Annotated in this window: 9 protein-coding genes; 1 reads left to right on the forward strand and 8 read right to left on the reverse strand. The window is 40.8% G+C overall.

The genetic code is table 11. From position 1 onward, the window contains the following. Positions 1 to 113: 113 nt before the first annotated feature. The 6 genes from AAH582_RS16830 to AAH582_RS16855 form a co-directional block, all read right to left on the reverse strand. The gene (locus AAH582_RS16830) at positions 114 to 953 is read right to left on the reverse strand and encodes a glycine betaine ABC transporter substrate-binding protein (RefSeq protein WP_343318914.1); all 840 of its coding nucleotides are present in this window, start codon (positions 951 to 953) and stop codon (positions 114 to 116) included. A 1-nt stretch (position 954) separates the two neighbouring features. Further along, entirely contained in the window at positions 955 to 1,782 is an 828-nt protein-coding gene (locus AAH582_RS16835; RefSeq protein ID WP_343318916.1) for an ABC transporter permease, read from the reverse strand. Between the two features lie 2 nt (positions 1,783 to 1,784). Then, complete coding sequence (locus AAH582_RS16840; protein WP_046675375.1) at positions 1,785 to 3,026, reverse strand: quaternary amine ABC transporter ATP-binding protein; 1,242 nt, start codon at positions 3,024 to 3,026, stop codon at positions 1,785 to 1,787. 481 nt (positions 3,027 to 3,507) lie between these two features. After that, positions 3,508 to 5,250 carry a RagB/SusD family nutrient uptake outer membrane protein gene (locus AAH582_RS16845; RefSeq protein WP_343318920.1) on the reverse strand — a complete coding sequence of 581 codons (1,743 nt, stop codon included), beginning with the start codon at positions 5,248 to 5,250 and terminating at the stop codon, positions 3,508 to 3,510. Between the two features lie 4 nt (positions 5,251 to 5,254). Next, positions 5,255 to 8,521: a SusC/RagA family TonB-linked outer membrane protein gene (locus tag AAH582_RS16850; protein ID WP_343318923.1), complete on the reverse strand. Its 3,267-nt coding sequence runs from the start codon at positions 8,519 to 8,521 to the stop codon at positions 5,255 to 5,257. A gap of 663 nt (positions 8,522 to 9,184) precedes the next feature. Then, the gene (locus tag AAH582_RS16855; protein WP_343318927.1) at positions 9,185 to 10,084 is read right to left on the reverse strand and encodes an SPL family radical SAM protein; all 900 of its coding nucleotides are present in this window, start codon (positions 10,082 to 10,084) and stop codon (positions 9,185 to 9,187) included. Between the two features lie 301 nt (positions 10,085 to 10,385). Between AAH582_RS16855 and AAH582_RS16860 the strand changes: the two genes are divergently transcribed. Beyond that, complete coding sequence (locus AAH582_RS16860) at positions 10,386 to 11,252, forward strand: cold shock domain-containing protein (protein WP_156167713.1); 867 nt, start codon at positions 10,386 to 10,388, stop codon at positions 11,250 to 11,252. Between the two features lie 115 nt (positions 11,253 to 11,367). On the opposite strand, the gene AAH582_RS16865 is transcribed toward AAH582_RS16860, so the two are convergent. Further along, positions 11,368 to 13,128: an alpha-L-fucosidase gene (locus AAH582_RS16865; RefSeq protein ID WP_343318932.1), complete on the reverse strand. Its 1,761-nt coding sequence runs from the start codon at positions 13,126 to 13,128 to the stop codon at positions 11,368 to 11,370. 12 nt (positions 13,129 to 13,140) lie between these two features. After that, positions 13,141 to 14,424, reverse strand: a complete 1,284-nt coding sequence (locus AAH582_RS16870; protein WP_343318935.1) for a Gfo/Idh/MocA family protein — start codon at positions 14,422 to 14,424, stop codon at positions 13,141 to 13,143. Between the last annotated feature and the right edge of the window lie 248 nt (positions 14,425 to 14,672).

The raw sequence follows: 14,672 nt of genomic DNA on the forward strand, positions 1-14,672 counted from the left end.
GACTTAAGAGACACAAATACCATTTTTTTGCCAGAATCCACACGAAAAGAATCTTGCGCTATTTTGCAAAAGCAAAAGCGCTGTATTCATCGATAACTATAAATTACTGCAGTTTACTGTAACCAACCCTTTACGAGATCGTTATGTTTCTTGATCCATTCTTTTGCCGTATCGGCTTTGTTCTGGCTTCCTTGCATTTGTGACAACAAATCAGCCATTGTTGATTCATCAAAGTAGACTTTGGAAAAAAATTCGGCAAGCTCCGGTTGCTCCATGCGAAAGTCTCCTCGTGCAAAAATTTTGATTTGCTCGGCATCACCCAATGTTTTTTTAGGATCCTCCAAAAACTTCAATTTCATTTTAGCAAACATCCAATGTGGTTGCCAGCCAGCTACCACAATCCATCGTTTTGCTTTGATCGCGTTTTGCAATTCCGTAATCATGGCAACCGTAGATGAATTCACATGTTTATAATCGAGTTCATACTCTTTGATCACTTGATCTACAGCACGTGTTATTCCAGCACCCTTTTCTATACCGATAATCCTTTTATCAAATTCTCGTTCATGTTTTCTCAACTCTTCAATCCGATCAATTGTTACATAATCTGGCACAACAAGTCCATTTCGCGCATGGCTATAACTCGTTCCGAGCTCTTCAATATTTGGAAATTTAGCCACTTTACTTCCATGAGTCAATGGCAGCCAGACATCCATATATAGATCTGTATCGCCATTGTTCATAGAGGCTAAGATCATATCGGGCGTAGCTCGTTGGATAACGACATGATACCCCTTTTCTTCCATAATTACTTTTGCGACCTCTGTCATTGCAACTCCTTCGGCCCAGCCATCGACCATGCCGATATGAATAATATTTTTATTCCCGCCCGTGCTGCATGCCCCAAGCAATAACACCATCAGACACAATACCATACTTTTTATTTTCCTCATACTATGCTTTCTTTTTTACAAAGCCCTGTGTGATCCGATCCAAAATAATAGCGAGAATCACAACGGACAAACCGCTTTCAAAACCAAGACCAATATCCAAGTTGTTGATACCTTCAAGTACTTTTTCTCCCAAACCACCGGCAGCAATCATTCCGGCAATAACAACCATCGATAAAGACAGTAATATGGTTTGATTGATCCCTGCTAAAATTGTTTTGGTAGCCAAGGGCAATTCTACTTTAAATAAGATCTGGCTATTGGTTGCTCCAAATGAACGTGCAGCTTCCACGATATCTTTTGGAACCGCATCAATCCCTAGAGTCGTCAAACGTACAGCAGGTGGCATAGCAAAAATAATGGTCGCAAAAGCTCCTGGGACTTTACCAATACTAAAAAATAACACTGCCGGAATCAAATAGACAAAGGCCGGCATTGTCTGCATCAAGTCAAGCAAGGGACGAATGATCTTGGCCGCTAGTTTATTTTTTGCAGCCCACACACCCAAAGGAACTGATATAACCAAGGCTGTCAAGGTAGCGACCAATACCAGCGCCAAAGTCTCCATCGTTGCAATCCAAAATCCCATCAGATAGATCAATGTTAATCCCAACAATGTCGTCATTGCGACCCCTTTCCCAGATTTCCACCAGGCTAATGCTGTAAATAATGCGATGATAATAAAAAAAGGTATCGTTGTTAACACCCATTCCAGTCCAATAATGGATGCATTCCCTGTATTTTTTATCAGGTTAAAAAATGGCTCTAAATGATCTGTCAGCCAATTGACGGCTACAGCGATGTATTGTCCTATATCGATTACTTTATTCATTTCTACTGATTATTTGCTTTCTCTTTTAATTCAATAATTTCCTCTTCATTATACTTTGTCGCTTCAATAATCAACGACGTCTGTGTTACGATCCCCAATAAACGATTATGTTCGTTCACCACAGCGATTGGGGACCGGATCTCCGATATCAAAGGCAACATTTCTTCAACGGTGACCTCCTTCGATACGGTTGGAACGTTGGCATGTATAATGGATTCTACGGTGGGTTCCCTACGCTTTGCCGATTGAATGACTTCACTCATATGAACAAAACCAAGGAAAGTATCATGCGCATCGACTACAGGGAGAATTTCAATTCCTGTCGCCCGCATTTTCCGCAGCGCCCCCTCAGGGCCATCTTTTTTGAAACGTACAACAGTAGGTTTCTCAAACATCAGTGAACCTGCCGAAATGATCGACTTGCGATCCACTTTTTCAACAAAGGCTTTAACATACTCACTTGCTGGATTTGTCAAGATATCTTCTGCAGTACCGATCTGTTCGATGACACCATCTTTCATAATAGCAATGCGATCGCCCAATTTGATCGCTTCATCGAGATCATGGGTAATAAATACGATTGTTTTTTGTAAATTATCCTGCAACTCCAGTAACTGATCTTGCATTTCTGTTTTAATCAGGGGATCGAGAGCTGAAAATGCCTCATCCATCAGTAGTACTTCAGGATCATTTGCAAGTGCCCGAGCCAGTCCAACCCGCTGTTGCATACCACCCGATAACTGAGAAGGTAGCTGTTGTTCAAATCCACTCAGCCCGACGACATCAAGCGCTTGCTGCGCTTTAGATTCCCGTTTGTCCCGTTCTTCCCCTCTCAATTCTAAACCAAAAGCAGCATTGCTCAACACGGTATGATGTGGCAATAGACCAAACTTTTGAAAGACCATACTCATTTCCGTTCGACGGACTTCAAGAAGATCTTTATTATTTTTCCCTGTTATATCCTCACCATTGATATAAACCTTTCCTGATGTCGGTTCGTTCAATCGATTCAGACAACGGAGCAGGGTAGATTTCCCACTTCCCGAAAGCCCCATTATAACGAAAAATTCCCCCTCAAAGATTTCAAAATTAGCTTTGTTAATCCCAATAGTACAGCCCGTTTTCGCTAAAATATCCTTCTTCGAGAAACCCTCGTTCAGTAAATGCAAAGCTTGTTTCTTTTGCTTTCCGAAAACAAGTACCAAGTCTTCAACTTTTACTTTTACCTTGCTAGTTTTATCCATTTTTTAATTTTTTTAAACATAAATAAACCAAAAGGGCATAAGTGATCCACTAAGGCCATACGCCTACGCTATTTTCTTACAAATAAAAAATATCCCTACAGTTGAGTCCGTTTGATCGAAATCTTACTCGTACAGTTCAATCAACTTATTAACTAACATACTTTACTCTCGGTTCGGTAAGAGCAATGATGAAAAAGAAACTAATCTTTTAAAGACGAAATGCTCCATTTATAAAGCATCTCCAAAATATACTTCAACAAGTATAACGAACAACCTAGGCTGTGCCAAAGGCACAAAGCCATAGCGGAATAAACTCACGCCATTCTGTCTTTTGACAGTACAAAGGTACGAAAAATAAATTAAACGCATTTTTCATAACCTATACAACTAAAAAACAGTTAGTTAAAAAAACATATCGAAATATTAAAAATACGATCAGCAGGAGAAGCACTCGACCACTGATCGCATTTTTTAAGGTGTATTATTCTCCCCAGTTTGGATTTTGGGTAAGGTTAGGATTTAATTGTCGTTCTTGGACAGGAATTGGATATAAATAGTCTTTCTTTTCATCGAAAACTTTTTTGATATGCGCATTAATAATCACATTTCCTTTATTCCCATTTTCCAATAAGATTTCCGAGCCCAGTTTCAATAGCTGAATTCCCGAGGCACTCGGCTTGTTACCTTCATAAATCCAAACGTCATCTTTACCATCATTATCTAAATCAAACTTGCCTGTACCCGGAAAATACATCCCTTTAAATTGTCTCGTGACCAACTGGCCGCTTTTCCATCTTAAGATATCATCCCAACGGAAAGATTCCATCACCAATTCAATACGGCGTTCTCTTCTTATTTCCAATAGTACCCCCTTCATATCACCAACTACATTCGGATAGTCTTTCGCTAAAAATGCATCTGGATTTGATTTAGCCGCCTGCAGATTTAGATTTGGCATGCCTACACGATCGCGCAATAACTTAATTGATTTGTCCAAATCGGCCTGGCTCAATGTACCTAACTCTGCTTTCGCTTCAGCATAATTTAATAAAACCTCGGCATACCTAAAAATCGGCATATCATTTTCAGAACGATTGAAGTTATCATACTTTACATCTCCCACAAATTTGATCAATTGATATCCCGTCACTGAATTCCCAAAGTTTGGAGCAACAGCAGCGGCACCTCCAATACGCTTATAGCCCGGCGTACGAATCGTCTGGCTTAGACGTGGATCGCGATTTAGGACCTCCTCCTTAAACGTCATTGTTTGGTAATTGGATTTATCGGTAAACCTGGTTCCATCTTTCATCAAGTAAGAATCCACCAAGTTTTTATCCAATCCGGGTTTTCCGTAGGAAGCTGTAATCGTATAATAATTTACATTGTGCCAAATTTGCAAAGCATCCGAGAATTTCCGCGCTAAAATAACCTCTTGTGGCAAACTATTAACGCTATAAAACAATGCACCATAAGAGTCTGTTCCCGCGGCATTGTATATGCTGTATTGCGCTCCCTCCATAAGCTTGCTGGCTGCGTCGGCTGCCTTCTCCAACAGGCCGTTTGCATCGGGTAAATTAAATTCTGTATGATATTTACGAAATGTTCCTTCAAAAAGTGCGACCCGGGACTTTAAGGCCAATGCAGTCCATTTGGTCACTTTTTCATCACTTTTGGTAGCCGGTAGATTGGCAATCGCATAGTCCAGATCAGCGAGAATGTTTGATACAACCAAAGTTCTCGGATCCCTTGCCTTCTTAAGTTGTTCTTCGTCATTTTGATCAATGACCTTGTCATACCAGGGCACATCTCCAAAACGTTTCAGTTTATCGAAATAAAAATATGCCCTAAAAAAGCGCGCCTCGGCAGCATAAGGTGCAGCAGTTGTTTCTGAAACTGTATTAAAGCAATTCGCCAAAAAGTAATTGATATTACGAAGATTTGCCCAAGTCCATCCACCGCCACTTATCGGAACCTGTCTTTTTCCGGTCAATTCATCATCCAATGTTGTCTTAACGATATTATCGACCGATTCGTTATAAACTCCTTCGGCCGAAGGTAGTGCGGCATCGTAAAATGACTTTGTAAATAACGCCAAATCCTTTTCTGTTTTAAAGGAAGCCTCAGGAGTAACCGACGATTCAGGCAAACGTTCCAAATAATCTTTGCTACAAGCCATCATGCCACAGCTCAACAATGCATATATATATACTATCTTTTTCATACTATTAAAATGTTAAATCTAGACCAAATGAAAATGTTTTAGAGATTGGATATGATCTTCCGTTGACCTCTTGAGCCGACTGTTCGGGATCAATATATTTGGAACGGAGCTTAGTCGCCGTCCAAATATTTTCACCAGACACATAAATCCGCGCATTGGCCAATTTCACGCGCTTCAGCCAGGCCTGAGGAACCGTATAGCCTACGGTTAGATTTTTTAGCCGTATATAAGCTAAATCCTGTAAGTAACGATCCGATTTGACGTTCAAAGATCCACGATCATTCAAGGCAATATAGCCTCTTAACAGTGGATAATAGGCATTTGTATTTTCAGGCGTCCAAATATCCTGTTCAAAATCTTTCGGCACAAACGAATAATACGGTCTTGAGTATGGCCCCCAGAACTTATCTGCATTTGCTCCAGGCCACCAATGTTGTCGACCTATCCCCTGAAAGAAAGCTGAGATATCAAATCCTTGCCAATTTGCTCCCAAATTAAAACCAAATGTATAACGGGCTCTGTTGTTCCCAATGATCACTTGATCCCCAGGGTTCATCAATGTATTGTCTCCAGCATCAACCTTTCCATCCGGAACGCCATCCTTTCCACCGATGTCAACAAATTTCAAATCTCCAGGATGAAGTTTGGACCAGTCTCCCGGTGCTGCCAACCGTTGTTTATCCACATAATCCTGGTTAACTTTCCAATTGTCGATTTCCGTCTGGGACTGAAAAAAACCATCAGTTTTATACCCCCAAATTTCGCCCAAAGTCTGGCCGACATAATAGTTACTTAGCAACATTTCCTTATTGTCAAAACGTGTAATCTTCGCTTTAGAATCTGACAATCCCAGCCCAATATTATAGCCAAAAGGTTTTCCATCCAAGTCAAATTGATCACGCCAAGCCACAGAAATCTCCCAGCCTTTATTTCTTAGGTCTCCGGCGTTTGTCCGAGGCGACGCCGAACCAAAAACCGCTGGCAATGTTTTTCCTGGGATCAACATATCGAGCGTATTTCGAATAAAATAGTCAGCAGATACACTCAATCGAGTTCTAAAAAATTCGAGATCTGTTCCGAAATTTAATGTATTCGTTCTCTCCCAGGTTAAATCAGCTGAAATTGGAGTTGGTGCACTCAGGTATTGTGTTTTTGTACCATTGGTTATGTAATTAGACAATCCTGCATTCAACAATTGGATGTAACCATACTCAGCAGCTTCCTGTGCGTTACCCAACGCCCCATAGGAGACTCTAAATTTAGCTTCATTCAAAACCGGCTTCAGATTAGCCATAAACGACTCTTCCGAAATCCGCCATCCGCCCGAGAAAGAGGGAAAAAAACCATATCGCTGACTGGATGGAAATTTAGACGTTCCATCGTAGCGACCATTCACCTCCAACAAGTACTTCCCTTTATAATTGTAATTCAACCTTCCAAAATAGCCTCGTAATGCCCAGGTATTTGCATTCCCGAGTAACTGCATTTGACCAGTCCCCAGCGCAAAATCATTCAGGTCCTCCGACAGCAAATTAGTATGTGTACCACCGATCCGTTTGTACCCTGTGGTTTCCTGGTTAAAGCCTACCGTGGCAGCAAGCTGATGATCTCCAAATTGCTTGCTATAATTGGCGAATAGGTTGAGTGAATGTTTTGGCCTATTGATGATCGCTTCGGTATAGGTATCATTTCCCAAGTAATTGATCACACCAGGAAAAACAGACCAAGGAGCGGCCGTTCTTCTATTCCAGTTATGGATCGGATTATAAGTAAAGGTATAATTACCCGTTAAGGTCAAGTTTGGCGCCAACTGAAATACTGTCTCAAACATATTGATAAACTCATATTTATCCTCGCCTCCTTTTGACTTTCCATGCAACAAATCCGCATAAATACCATCACCAATATTATAATTGTTCAGTTCCGTCCTATAGGTTGCGGTACCATCGGGATTCATGGGCACGTAAGATGGTAAAGCGTGTACCGTTGTTGAAATAAAATTATTGTTATTATCTGGACTTGTCGCCCATCCTGGATAGGTGTAGTTTTGGTAATTCAGCTGGGTATTTGCACTTACCTTCAACCAAGGGGTCACCTGCGCATTTATGCGCGATCGAACATTATAAGCATCGAATTTATCTTGGTTAATTTTCATTAGCCCCCCTTTTTCATAAAGTCGCCCCGACACATAGTAATCAATTTTTTCGCTACCGCCAGAGAAATTTAACGAATGTTCCATTGAGGTCTGTGTTTTTCGATACATCTCGTTCCACCAATCTGTATTGCCATAATATACATATTGATCTTTTCCATTTCTATTCTGAACCACTACGGAAGGCAGACTAGGATCTGTTTTTCGTTTCAATAGTTCAGCATAGTCATCTTCTGTATATCCGGTATAACTATTACCGGTGGCACGAATAAAAGCTTCATCATTTAGTTTCGCAGCATCATACCCGCTCGTCATAAAATCTGTCCGCACCGTCAGTCCAGACCAACCAAAATTATTACTGTAATTAATGTTCATTTTTCCGGCCTTTCCTTTTTTGGTTGTTACGAGCATAACACCAAATGCCCCCCGAGCGCCATAAATCGCTGCTGCCGAAGCATCCTTTAAAACGGATATCGATTCAATATCACGGGGATTGATCGTATTGATATTTCCTGGAACTCCATCTATGAGAATAAGAGGTTGTGCATTAGCTGAGTTTATCGAAGCGAAACCCCGGATATTAACATTTCCTTCCCCTCCTGGCCTGCCATTGGTAAAAGTAATATTCAAATTTGGTATTGCTCCCTGCAAAGCTTGAGTTGCATTGGCAACTGGGCGATTTTCAAGTATCTTCGCATCAATCTGAGTAACAGCACCTGTTAAGTTTACCTTTTTTTGCTTACCATACCCGACAACAATTACTTCATCAAGGGATTGATCTGTCGAAACCAGCTGAATGGTTAAGGGTATTGCCTCTACTTTTACGTGCTGTGTTTCAAAACCGATCATCGACAAGCGCAATACATGCCCAGTTTTCCCTTCGATGACAAAAGCACCTTGTTGGTCAGTTTGCGTAGTTTTGCCAGTAGTTGAATTAAAAATCGACACACCCGAGATAGGTTCACCGGTTGCTGTTTTTACAATGCCTCGAATAGGCCCCTGAAATTTGGCGGAAATTTCAACATCCGGAATAGATGTCAGAAAGACAGGTCTGCTCTTGGCCCACGCGCCGAGAGACATCCCGATCATTACAGGAAGTAATACGTGTTTCGTTTTCATGAATTTGGTTTTGTTTTTCTTCGGTTACAAAGAAAGGTTATTTAATATTTGTAAATTATTAACAAAGCATTACTAAACAATTAAACGACAATTGGTTAAATCAATATTAAGATAATACAATTTTAACACGAAACAGAATGTCTTTTTTAATTTTTTAGTAAAACAAAACATCAATAACTTTAAAAAAACAAGACAAAATATTGATAATCAAATTTTTAAATAAAAATGAGAAAACAATATTTATAAAAAACCTTATACGAAATGAAATGTAACATATTTGAAACAAAACAACATGAAAAACAACGAATTGCAGCCAATACTAAGTCGAAAGCATACCTAAACAATTAGATTAATTATTTTCTTCGTTTTAACATAAAACTTCGTCATAAAAAACCTTTATCCAATACATTTGTCTTCAATCGGTTTTAGTCAGGGCGAAAACATACAATTAAAAGCTAAAATTCAAACAGTTAGCATACCTAAAAACCTGTATTTACTACGGAATAAGATTGCTTATTAAAAAGATTAGAATCAAGACCATCACATTCAACTTAAATGGCCTATCAATAAGGAAAAAATGCAAAAGGCTCAACTTAACACACATCACAGAGAAGGAGAAAAAGCTACTTTGGTATTGATCAACCGCCAAAAATACCCAGGAATTTATAAGGGATCAATATTCGTCAGCCGGTCCCTAAGCCCATATTGCAGACATAGTCCCTTAACCTTTTCCGCAAATGCCTGTCGATAATAGCCAGGAAGTTTACCGTCCGCACCAAACAATCGTTGGTATTTTTCCACGAGTTGTGGATAGTGTTTTTCGACCGCACGCATAACCAACGTCCGATTATCACCAGGATCAGAACCATATAAGGCCAAGGTTGCCGGAAAAATATAATTTGCATCATTGGATCGAAAAGCCCCAAACATCTGATCAAGATGAGTTCCGGTATCTGAAATAAAGGGCAACAAAGGCATTAAACTTACGCCACTACACAATCCCATCTTTCGTGCCTGACTCAATGCATTTAAACGAAGCTCAGGCGGTGGTGCACCTGGTTCAAATATGCTGGCAATTTCTGTGTCGATGGTCGAAAAGGAAAAGGTAATAAAAGAACGATGTGTTAATTTACCCTGCAGATCCAATGGAAGTATCGCTTCAGCATCAATCTGCTTCAACAAATCAAAATCTCGACTAACTAGATCCGATTTGGTGATAATATGCACCGGAAAACGATAATGTCCTATAATTTCCAATAATTGCCGCGTCAGTAACTCCGTTTGCTCAAATTGCAAATAAGGATCTGTTGCAGACGACAGTACAATTATCCCATATTGTTTTTTACGGGCACGGAGCGCTAACGCTCGGTCCAACAAATCAATCGCATTACGCTTGACACTTAGCTTTTCGGCCATATTAATACCATATTTACTGCCTCTGATATAACAATATAAACAATTGAACGAGCATCCGCTATAAGGGTTAACGGTGTAATCGTCAAGAAACCAAGGATCTCTTTGTTTTGTTTTATTGAGAATAGATTTGACAATTACAGACTGCATAGGGTACGTTATAGTAATGAACGATTTTATAGAACAGATTTCAACAGACTAAGTTAACTCAAAATTCCGCCTAGGCGACAAAAAATGCTATGAAATTATTCTCTCAATCGATTTTTCAAAACGCCTTTTGACTACCTGTCCAATTCCGTCCCACTAATTTGATTGTCGCTTTCTATTGAAATTACGAACATTTTGGCTGTTTAGAAAGCGTTCTTAACCATGTAGACTAAGAATCCATCGGATCCGTCAAAAGTCTTTCACGACAAATAAATACAAATATTTCATTTTCAATGCATAATAAATGCATTTATTCATTACCTTTATGCTATTGAAACAAAACTCAACTCCAGCCATGTTTATCGGCGCTGTCAAATGGTTCGACAATAACAAAGGATTTGGTACTCTTGCGTTACCTTCCGGAGAAGAACTCTTTGTGCATATACGCAGGTTTAAAGTTCCTCCAGAACATGTTATTCAACCTGGAGAAGTTATTGTCGGAGACAAGAAACCTGACCCAAAAAGAAGCGGTTATCTCGCTCAGAACTGCAGGATTCTCAAAAGGCCCGAAGATTGGAAATTCGTCATCTCGCTCCTCGACAAAGAACACACCGTGCTCCTCCCCGATAGCCACGGTCGAGAACAAAAGCACAACTTAACCTCATTAACAGCAAGACAACTTCTAAGAATCCAGCCCAAAGAACATATATTGGCTATGCTTACCGCTAATTTTGATGTTCATTTCGATAGCTCAATTTTCATTCCTTATGCTGAATTGATAGACAAAAGCATTACCGGTGTTTTTGAGAAGGAGGCAGCCTGCGATCTACTTTCCAAGGTGTTCGAATACTTTGGAAAACATGTCTCGCATCAAATTCTATTTCGTGTATGGAAGGAAAGCATGTTTAGGTATATCGGCTATCCGGCAGAAGGCGACTACGAAATACCTGAACTTGTATTTAATCTGAATGCCACGGAGATCGATTGTGATGATCTTGCGAGAATCATCACGTATAGCTTTGGCAAATCTTTTTGCAGTGATTTTGTAAATGCTTTATTTGAAGACATAGAAACAATGGACAAAAAAGATATCGAACCTTTGTTACCGTATCTTGAGTTTTTGGAGAATGAGGATTCTATTGAGAAAATACAGACTCTTATGCAAGAGTAGCTGAATCGAATGCCTGCCTAAAAATCCCTGTTTGATTTTTTTGGGAATATCATCAATTAAGGCAGAAAGCACAGAAATTGATGATTGAAAAACCTGTAGAATAGACAGCAACAGCCTATTCTACAGGTTTAAATCGAAGTGCACTGAGACTGACCTTGTCACCATCACCTTCAAGAAATGAAACAGTAACGTTGTATCTTCCTGCGGCTTTAAATTTCATCCATCCCCATGGGTACCAATTATACACAGAAGCGGCGGCTTGTTGATTCTGCACGATCTCTCCAGCCGAGTTTTCGATCTTCCACACCACTCTCCCCTGCCCTGTATAATTTAGATCAACTTGATAATAGCCTGGCTTAACAATGTCTATAGCATACGTTAGTTTACTTTGATCATTCCATTGCCCTACTTGAACGACATGTTTCCATTCACCGAATTTCTCCATCCAGGATTTCCCGGTTTTATGGCATCCTTCAACTTCGGCAAAGTCTACAGGAAGAATTGTCTCCATCGCCGGATCGACACCCAACATTTTATCAATAACAGGTGTCTCCTGCATAACGACCTCAATCACAGAAACCAGCGGATCCGACGCTACCGATGGGATATTGATCTCCAACCATTTTCCATCGGTCGTATAATTTAACTTTTTCTTCCCATCTGCGTTTAAAAGATTGATCGACGTTATCCCTTTTGTTAGGCCCGGAACAAACAACTTTCCATTAGTTGGCCAGTGATAGACCAATAATGAAATTTTACGTCCTTGTACAGTAGCATCCCCCCAAGGCAAGGCGTGCCCCCAAGGTGAAGCTTGCGCACCATAGACGGCCGCTGGATATTTTCGGATCCATGCACCAGCACCACGCAAAGCTAAGCTCGCTGGCTCTGGAATAGTCCCATCTGGTTTAGGCCCAACATTTAACATGTAAGTCCCGCCCCGGCTAATTGTAGACAATGTACGAGACAAGATTTCACGGGCACTCTTCCAATTATTGTCGTACCAAGCATACCCCCAAGAGTCGTTGGTTACATCTACTGCCTCCCAAAGACCTGGAACATTCTGCCGTGGTACTTCCATATCCCCCAAAGTAGAATAATCACCGAGTCCATGCCCAACACGTCCCGACACGTAAGCCCCAGGTTGATTTTTATGAACCAATTCGACAAGTTTTTGGGCGTATTTCTTATCCATCCCACCAGGCGTATCGAACCAAACCAATTCTATCGGCCCATACTGCGTCGTAATCTGGTTCACCTCAGGATAGCATTTCTCCCAAAAATAATCGTCAAATGTTTTCGGCTGACCAGCAGCATCTACCTTGGGACCTCCGTTTCCACCGGGATAAGTCCAATCCTGATTTTGCGAATAATAGAAGCCAAAACCGATGCCCCCTTCCTTACAGGCTTTCGCGAGCTCAATCATCGGATCACGTTTAAAATCGGTCGCCTCAACAATATTAAACGAATTCACTTTCGAATGAAACATCGAAAATCCATCGTGATGTTTGCTCGTAATCACGATATAGCGCATCCCCGCATCTTTTGCAAGCTGCACAATCGCCTTAGCGTCAAAATGATCTGGATGAAATGACGCCGCCGCGGCCATGTAGTCAGCGACGGGGATATTGGCCATGCTCTTGTTCATGAGCCATTCCCCTATGCCATAAAACGTTTTCCCCTTCCAGGTATTTGCCAGCTGCGAATAGATTCCCCAATGGATAAACATCGCATATTTGCCGTCACGGAACAGTTTCCCTCTATTTTGGGAAATGGAATTTTTTCCTCCTTGACCATCCCACATTTTTTCCATCTGTTGCGCCGAAACTTGCTTTGCAGACAATGTCGCCAGAGCGAGACCCAATACGATACCTTTCATACCCATATTTCCTTACACTTTAGGCAGATTATAGCCATTATGATAAACTTTCACTAAGTACCCATCCGCATCTTTATCATTGAAACTGCGCTTTTGTTTGTCCCAAAACAATTTCTTTTTAGAACGGTACGCAATATTTCCCATCTGTGAGAATATCGCAATATGAGCCCCCGCTTCTATCGGAGCATGAAGACCTTCTACTGATTTCTTTCTAACAGCTTCAACGAAATTAACCATATGCTTGTCCAGTCCATTGTCCTGTGAACGTTGGAAAGAGACAGCGTCCATTCGTCCTTTCTCGGGAATAACTTCCCAGCCTTCACGATTAACGACCAAGGTACCATTATTACCAATGAAAGCAACACCGTGAGTCTTCTGATAAGGGCCCAAATCTATACCTGTTGCCTGCTCCCATTGAACATTAAATCCATCAAACTCATACACCGTTGTTAGACTATCTGGTGTTTCAGCGGCGTCGTCGGGATAAGCAAATTTACCACCAGCAGCCATTACCGAAACAGGATCTGACACTTTCATTCCGATGAGCGCATAATCCAACATATGTACACCCCAATCGGTCATCAGGCCACCCGCATAATCCCAATACCACCTGAAATTGAAGTGAAAACGATTGGGATTAAACGCACGTTTTGGGGCTGGCCCCAACCATTTATCATAATGTACTCCAGTAGGAACAGGAGCGTCTGCCTGAACCGGAATACTCTTCATCCAACCTTGATAAGCCCAAGCCTTAACAAGGCGTATCTTTCCCAATTTTCCGCTATGAACAAAATCCATCGCATCTCTAAAATGTTGTTGGCTTCGTTGCCACTGCCCTACCTGTACAACACGTTTAAACTTTTTAGCAGCTGCAACCATAATTTCACATTCCCGAATGGAGTTGCCAATCGGTTTTTCGACATATACATCTTTTCCTGCCGCAACAGCATCAACCATTTGCATGCAATGCCAATGATCGGGCGTAGCGACAATAACAACATCAACGTCATTTGCTTTCAGAAGATCTTTATAATCGATGTAAGTCTTCACATCAATATTGCGTTTCTTTAATTCCTCAGCGCGATTCTTCAAAACATTTTCATCGACATCACATAATGCCGTACACTGCACGCCTGGTACTTTCAAGATAGCGTTCAGATTAGACCAACCCATACCGTTGGTACCGATCAGCCCCACACGGACCGTATCAGCTTGAAAACCGAATACTTTCGTCTGTGCAAAAAGTGCCGATGCCGCCAACAGACTCGTATTTCGAATAAATTCTTTCCTCTTCATTGTTTAGTTTGGTTTATATTGATATTGCATATTCAATACTAGGAAGACGATTATCTTGGGCATCCCCCTAGTGAGATCACTAATATAAGATTTAGTCTTTAGGATGAAGAATATTAATCCAACAAAATGGCTGAAATAAAGGACTTTGAATACCGTAGATAATTTCTATATTTGTTAAAAACTAGCATAAAACCATGGACCGAAGAACTTGTCTTTCTCCACCAGCAAAATAACATAGCGCAATGTCA

The organism is Sphingobacterium multivorum, from assembly GCF_039511225.1.
Lineage (GTDB): Bacteria > Bacteroidota > Bacteroidia > Sphingobacteriales > Sphingobacteriaceae > Sphingobacterium.

Excerpts from the sequence above, each read along its gene's own strand:
- AAH582_RS16830 (WP_343318914.1), bottom strand. The coding sequence starts at position 953 with ATGAGGAAAATAAAAAGTATGGTATTGTGTCTGATGGTGTTATTGCTT.
- AAH582_RS16835 (WP_343318916.1), bottom strand. The coding sequence starts at position 1,782 with ATGAATAAAGTAATCGATATAGGACAATACATCGCTGTAGCCGTCAAT.
- AAH582_RS16840 (WP_046675375.1), bottom strand. The coding sequence starts at position 3,026 with ATGGATAAAACTAGCAAGGTAAAAGTAAAAGTTGAAGACTTGGTACTT.
- AAH582_RS16845 (WP_343318920.1), bottom strand. The coding sequence starts at position 5,250 with ATGAAAAAGATAGTATATATATATGCATTGTTGAGCTGTGGCATGATG.
- AAH582_RS16850 (WP_343318923.1), bottom strand. The coding sequence starts at position 8,521 with ATGAAAACGAAACACGTATTACTTCCTGTAATGATCGGGATGTCTCTC.
- AAH582_RS16855 (WP_343318927.1), bottom strand. The coding sequence starts at position 10,084 with ATGCAGTCTGTAATTGTCAAATCTATTCTCAATAAAACAAAACAAAGA.
- AAH582_RS16860 (WP_156167713.1), top strand. The coding sequence starts at position 10,386 with ATGCATTTATTCATTACCTTTATGCTATTGAAACAAAACTCAACTCCA.
- AAH582_RS16865 (WP_343318932.1), bottom strand. The coding sequence starts at position 13,128 with ATGAAAGGTATCGTATTGGGTCTCGCTCTGGCGACATTGTCTGCAAAG.
- AAH582_RS16870 (WP_343318935.1), bottom strand. The coding sequence starts at position 14,424 with ATGAAGAGGAAAGAATTTATTCGAAATACGAGTCTGTTGGCGGCATCG.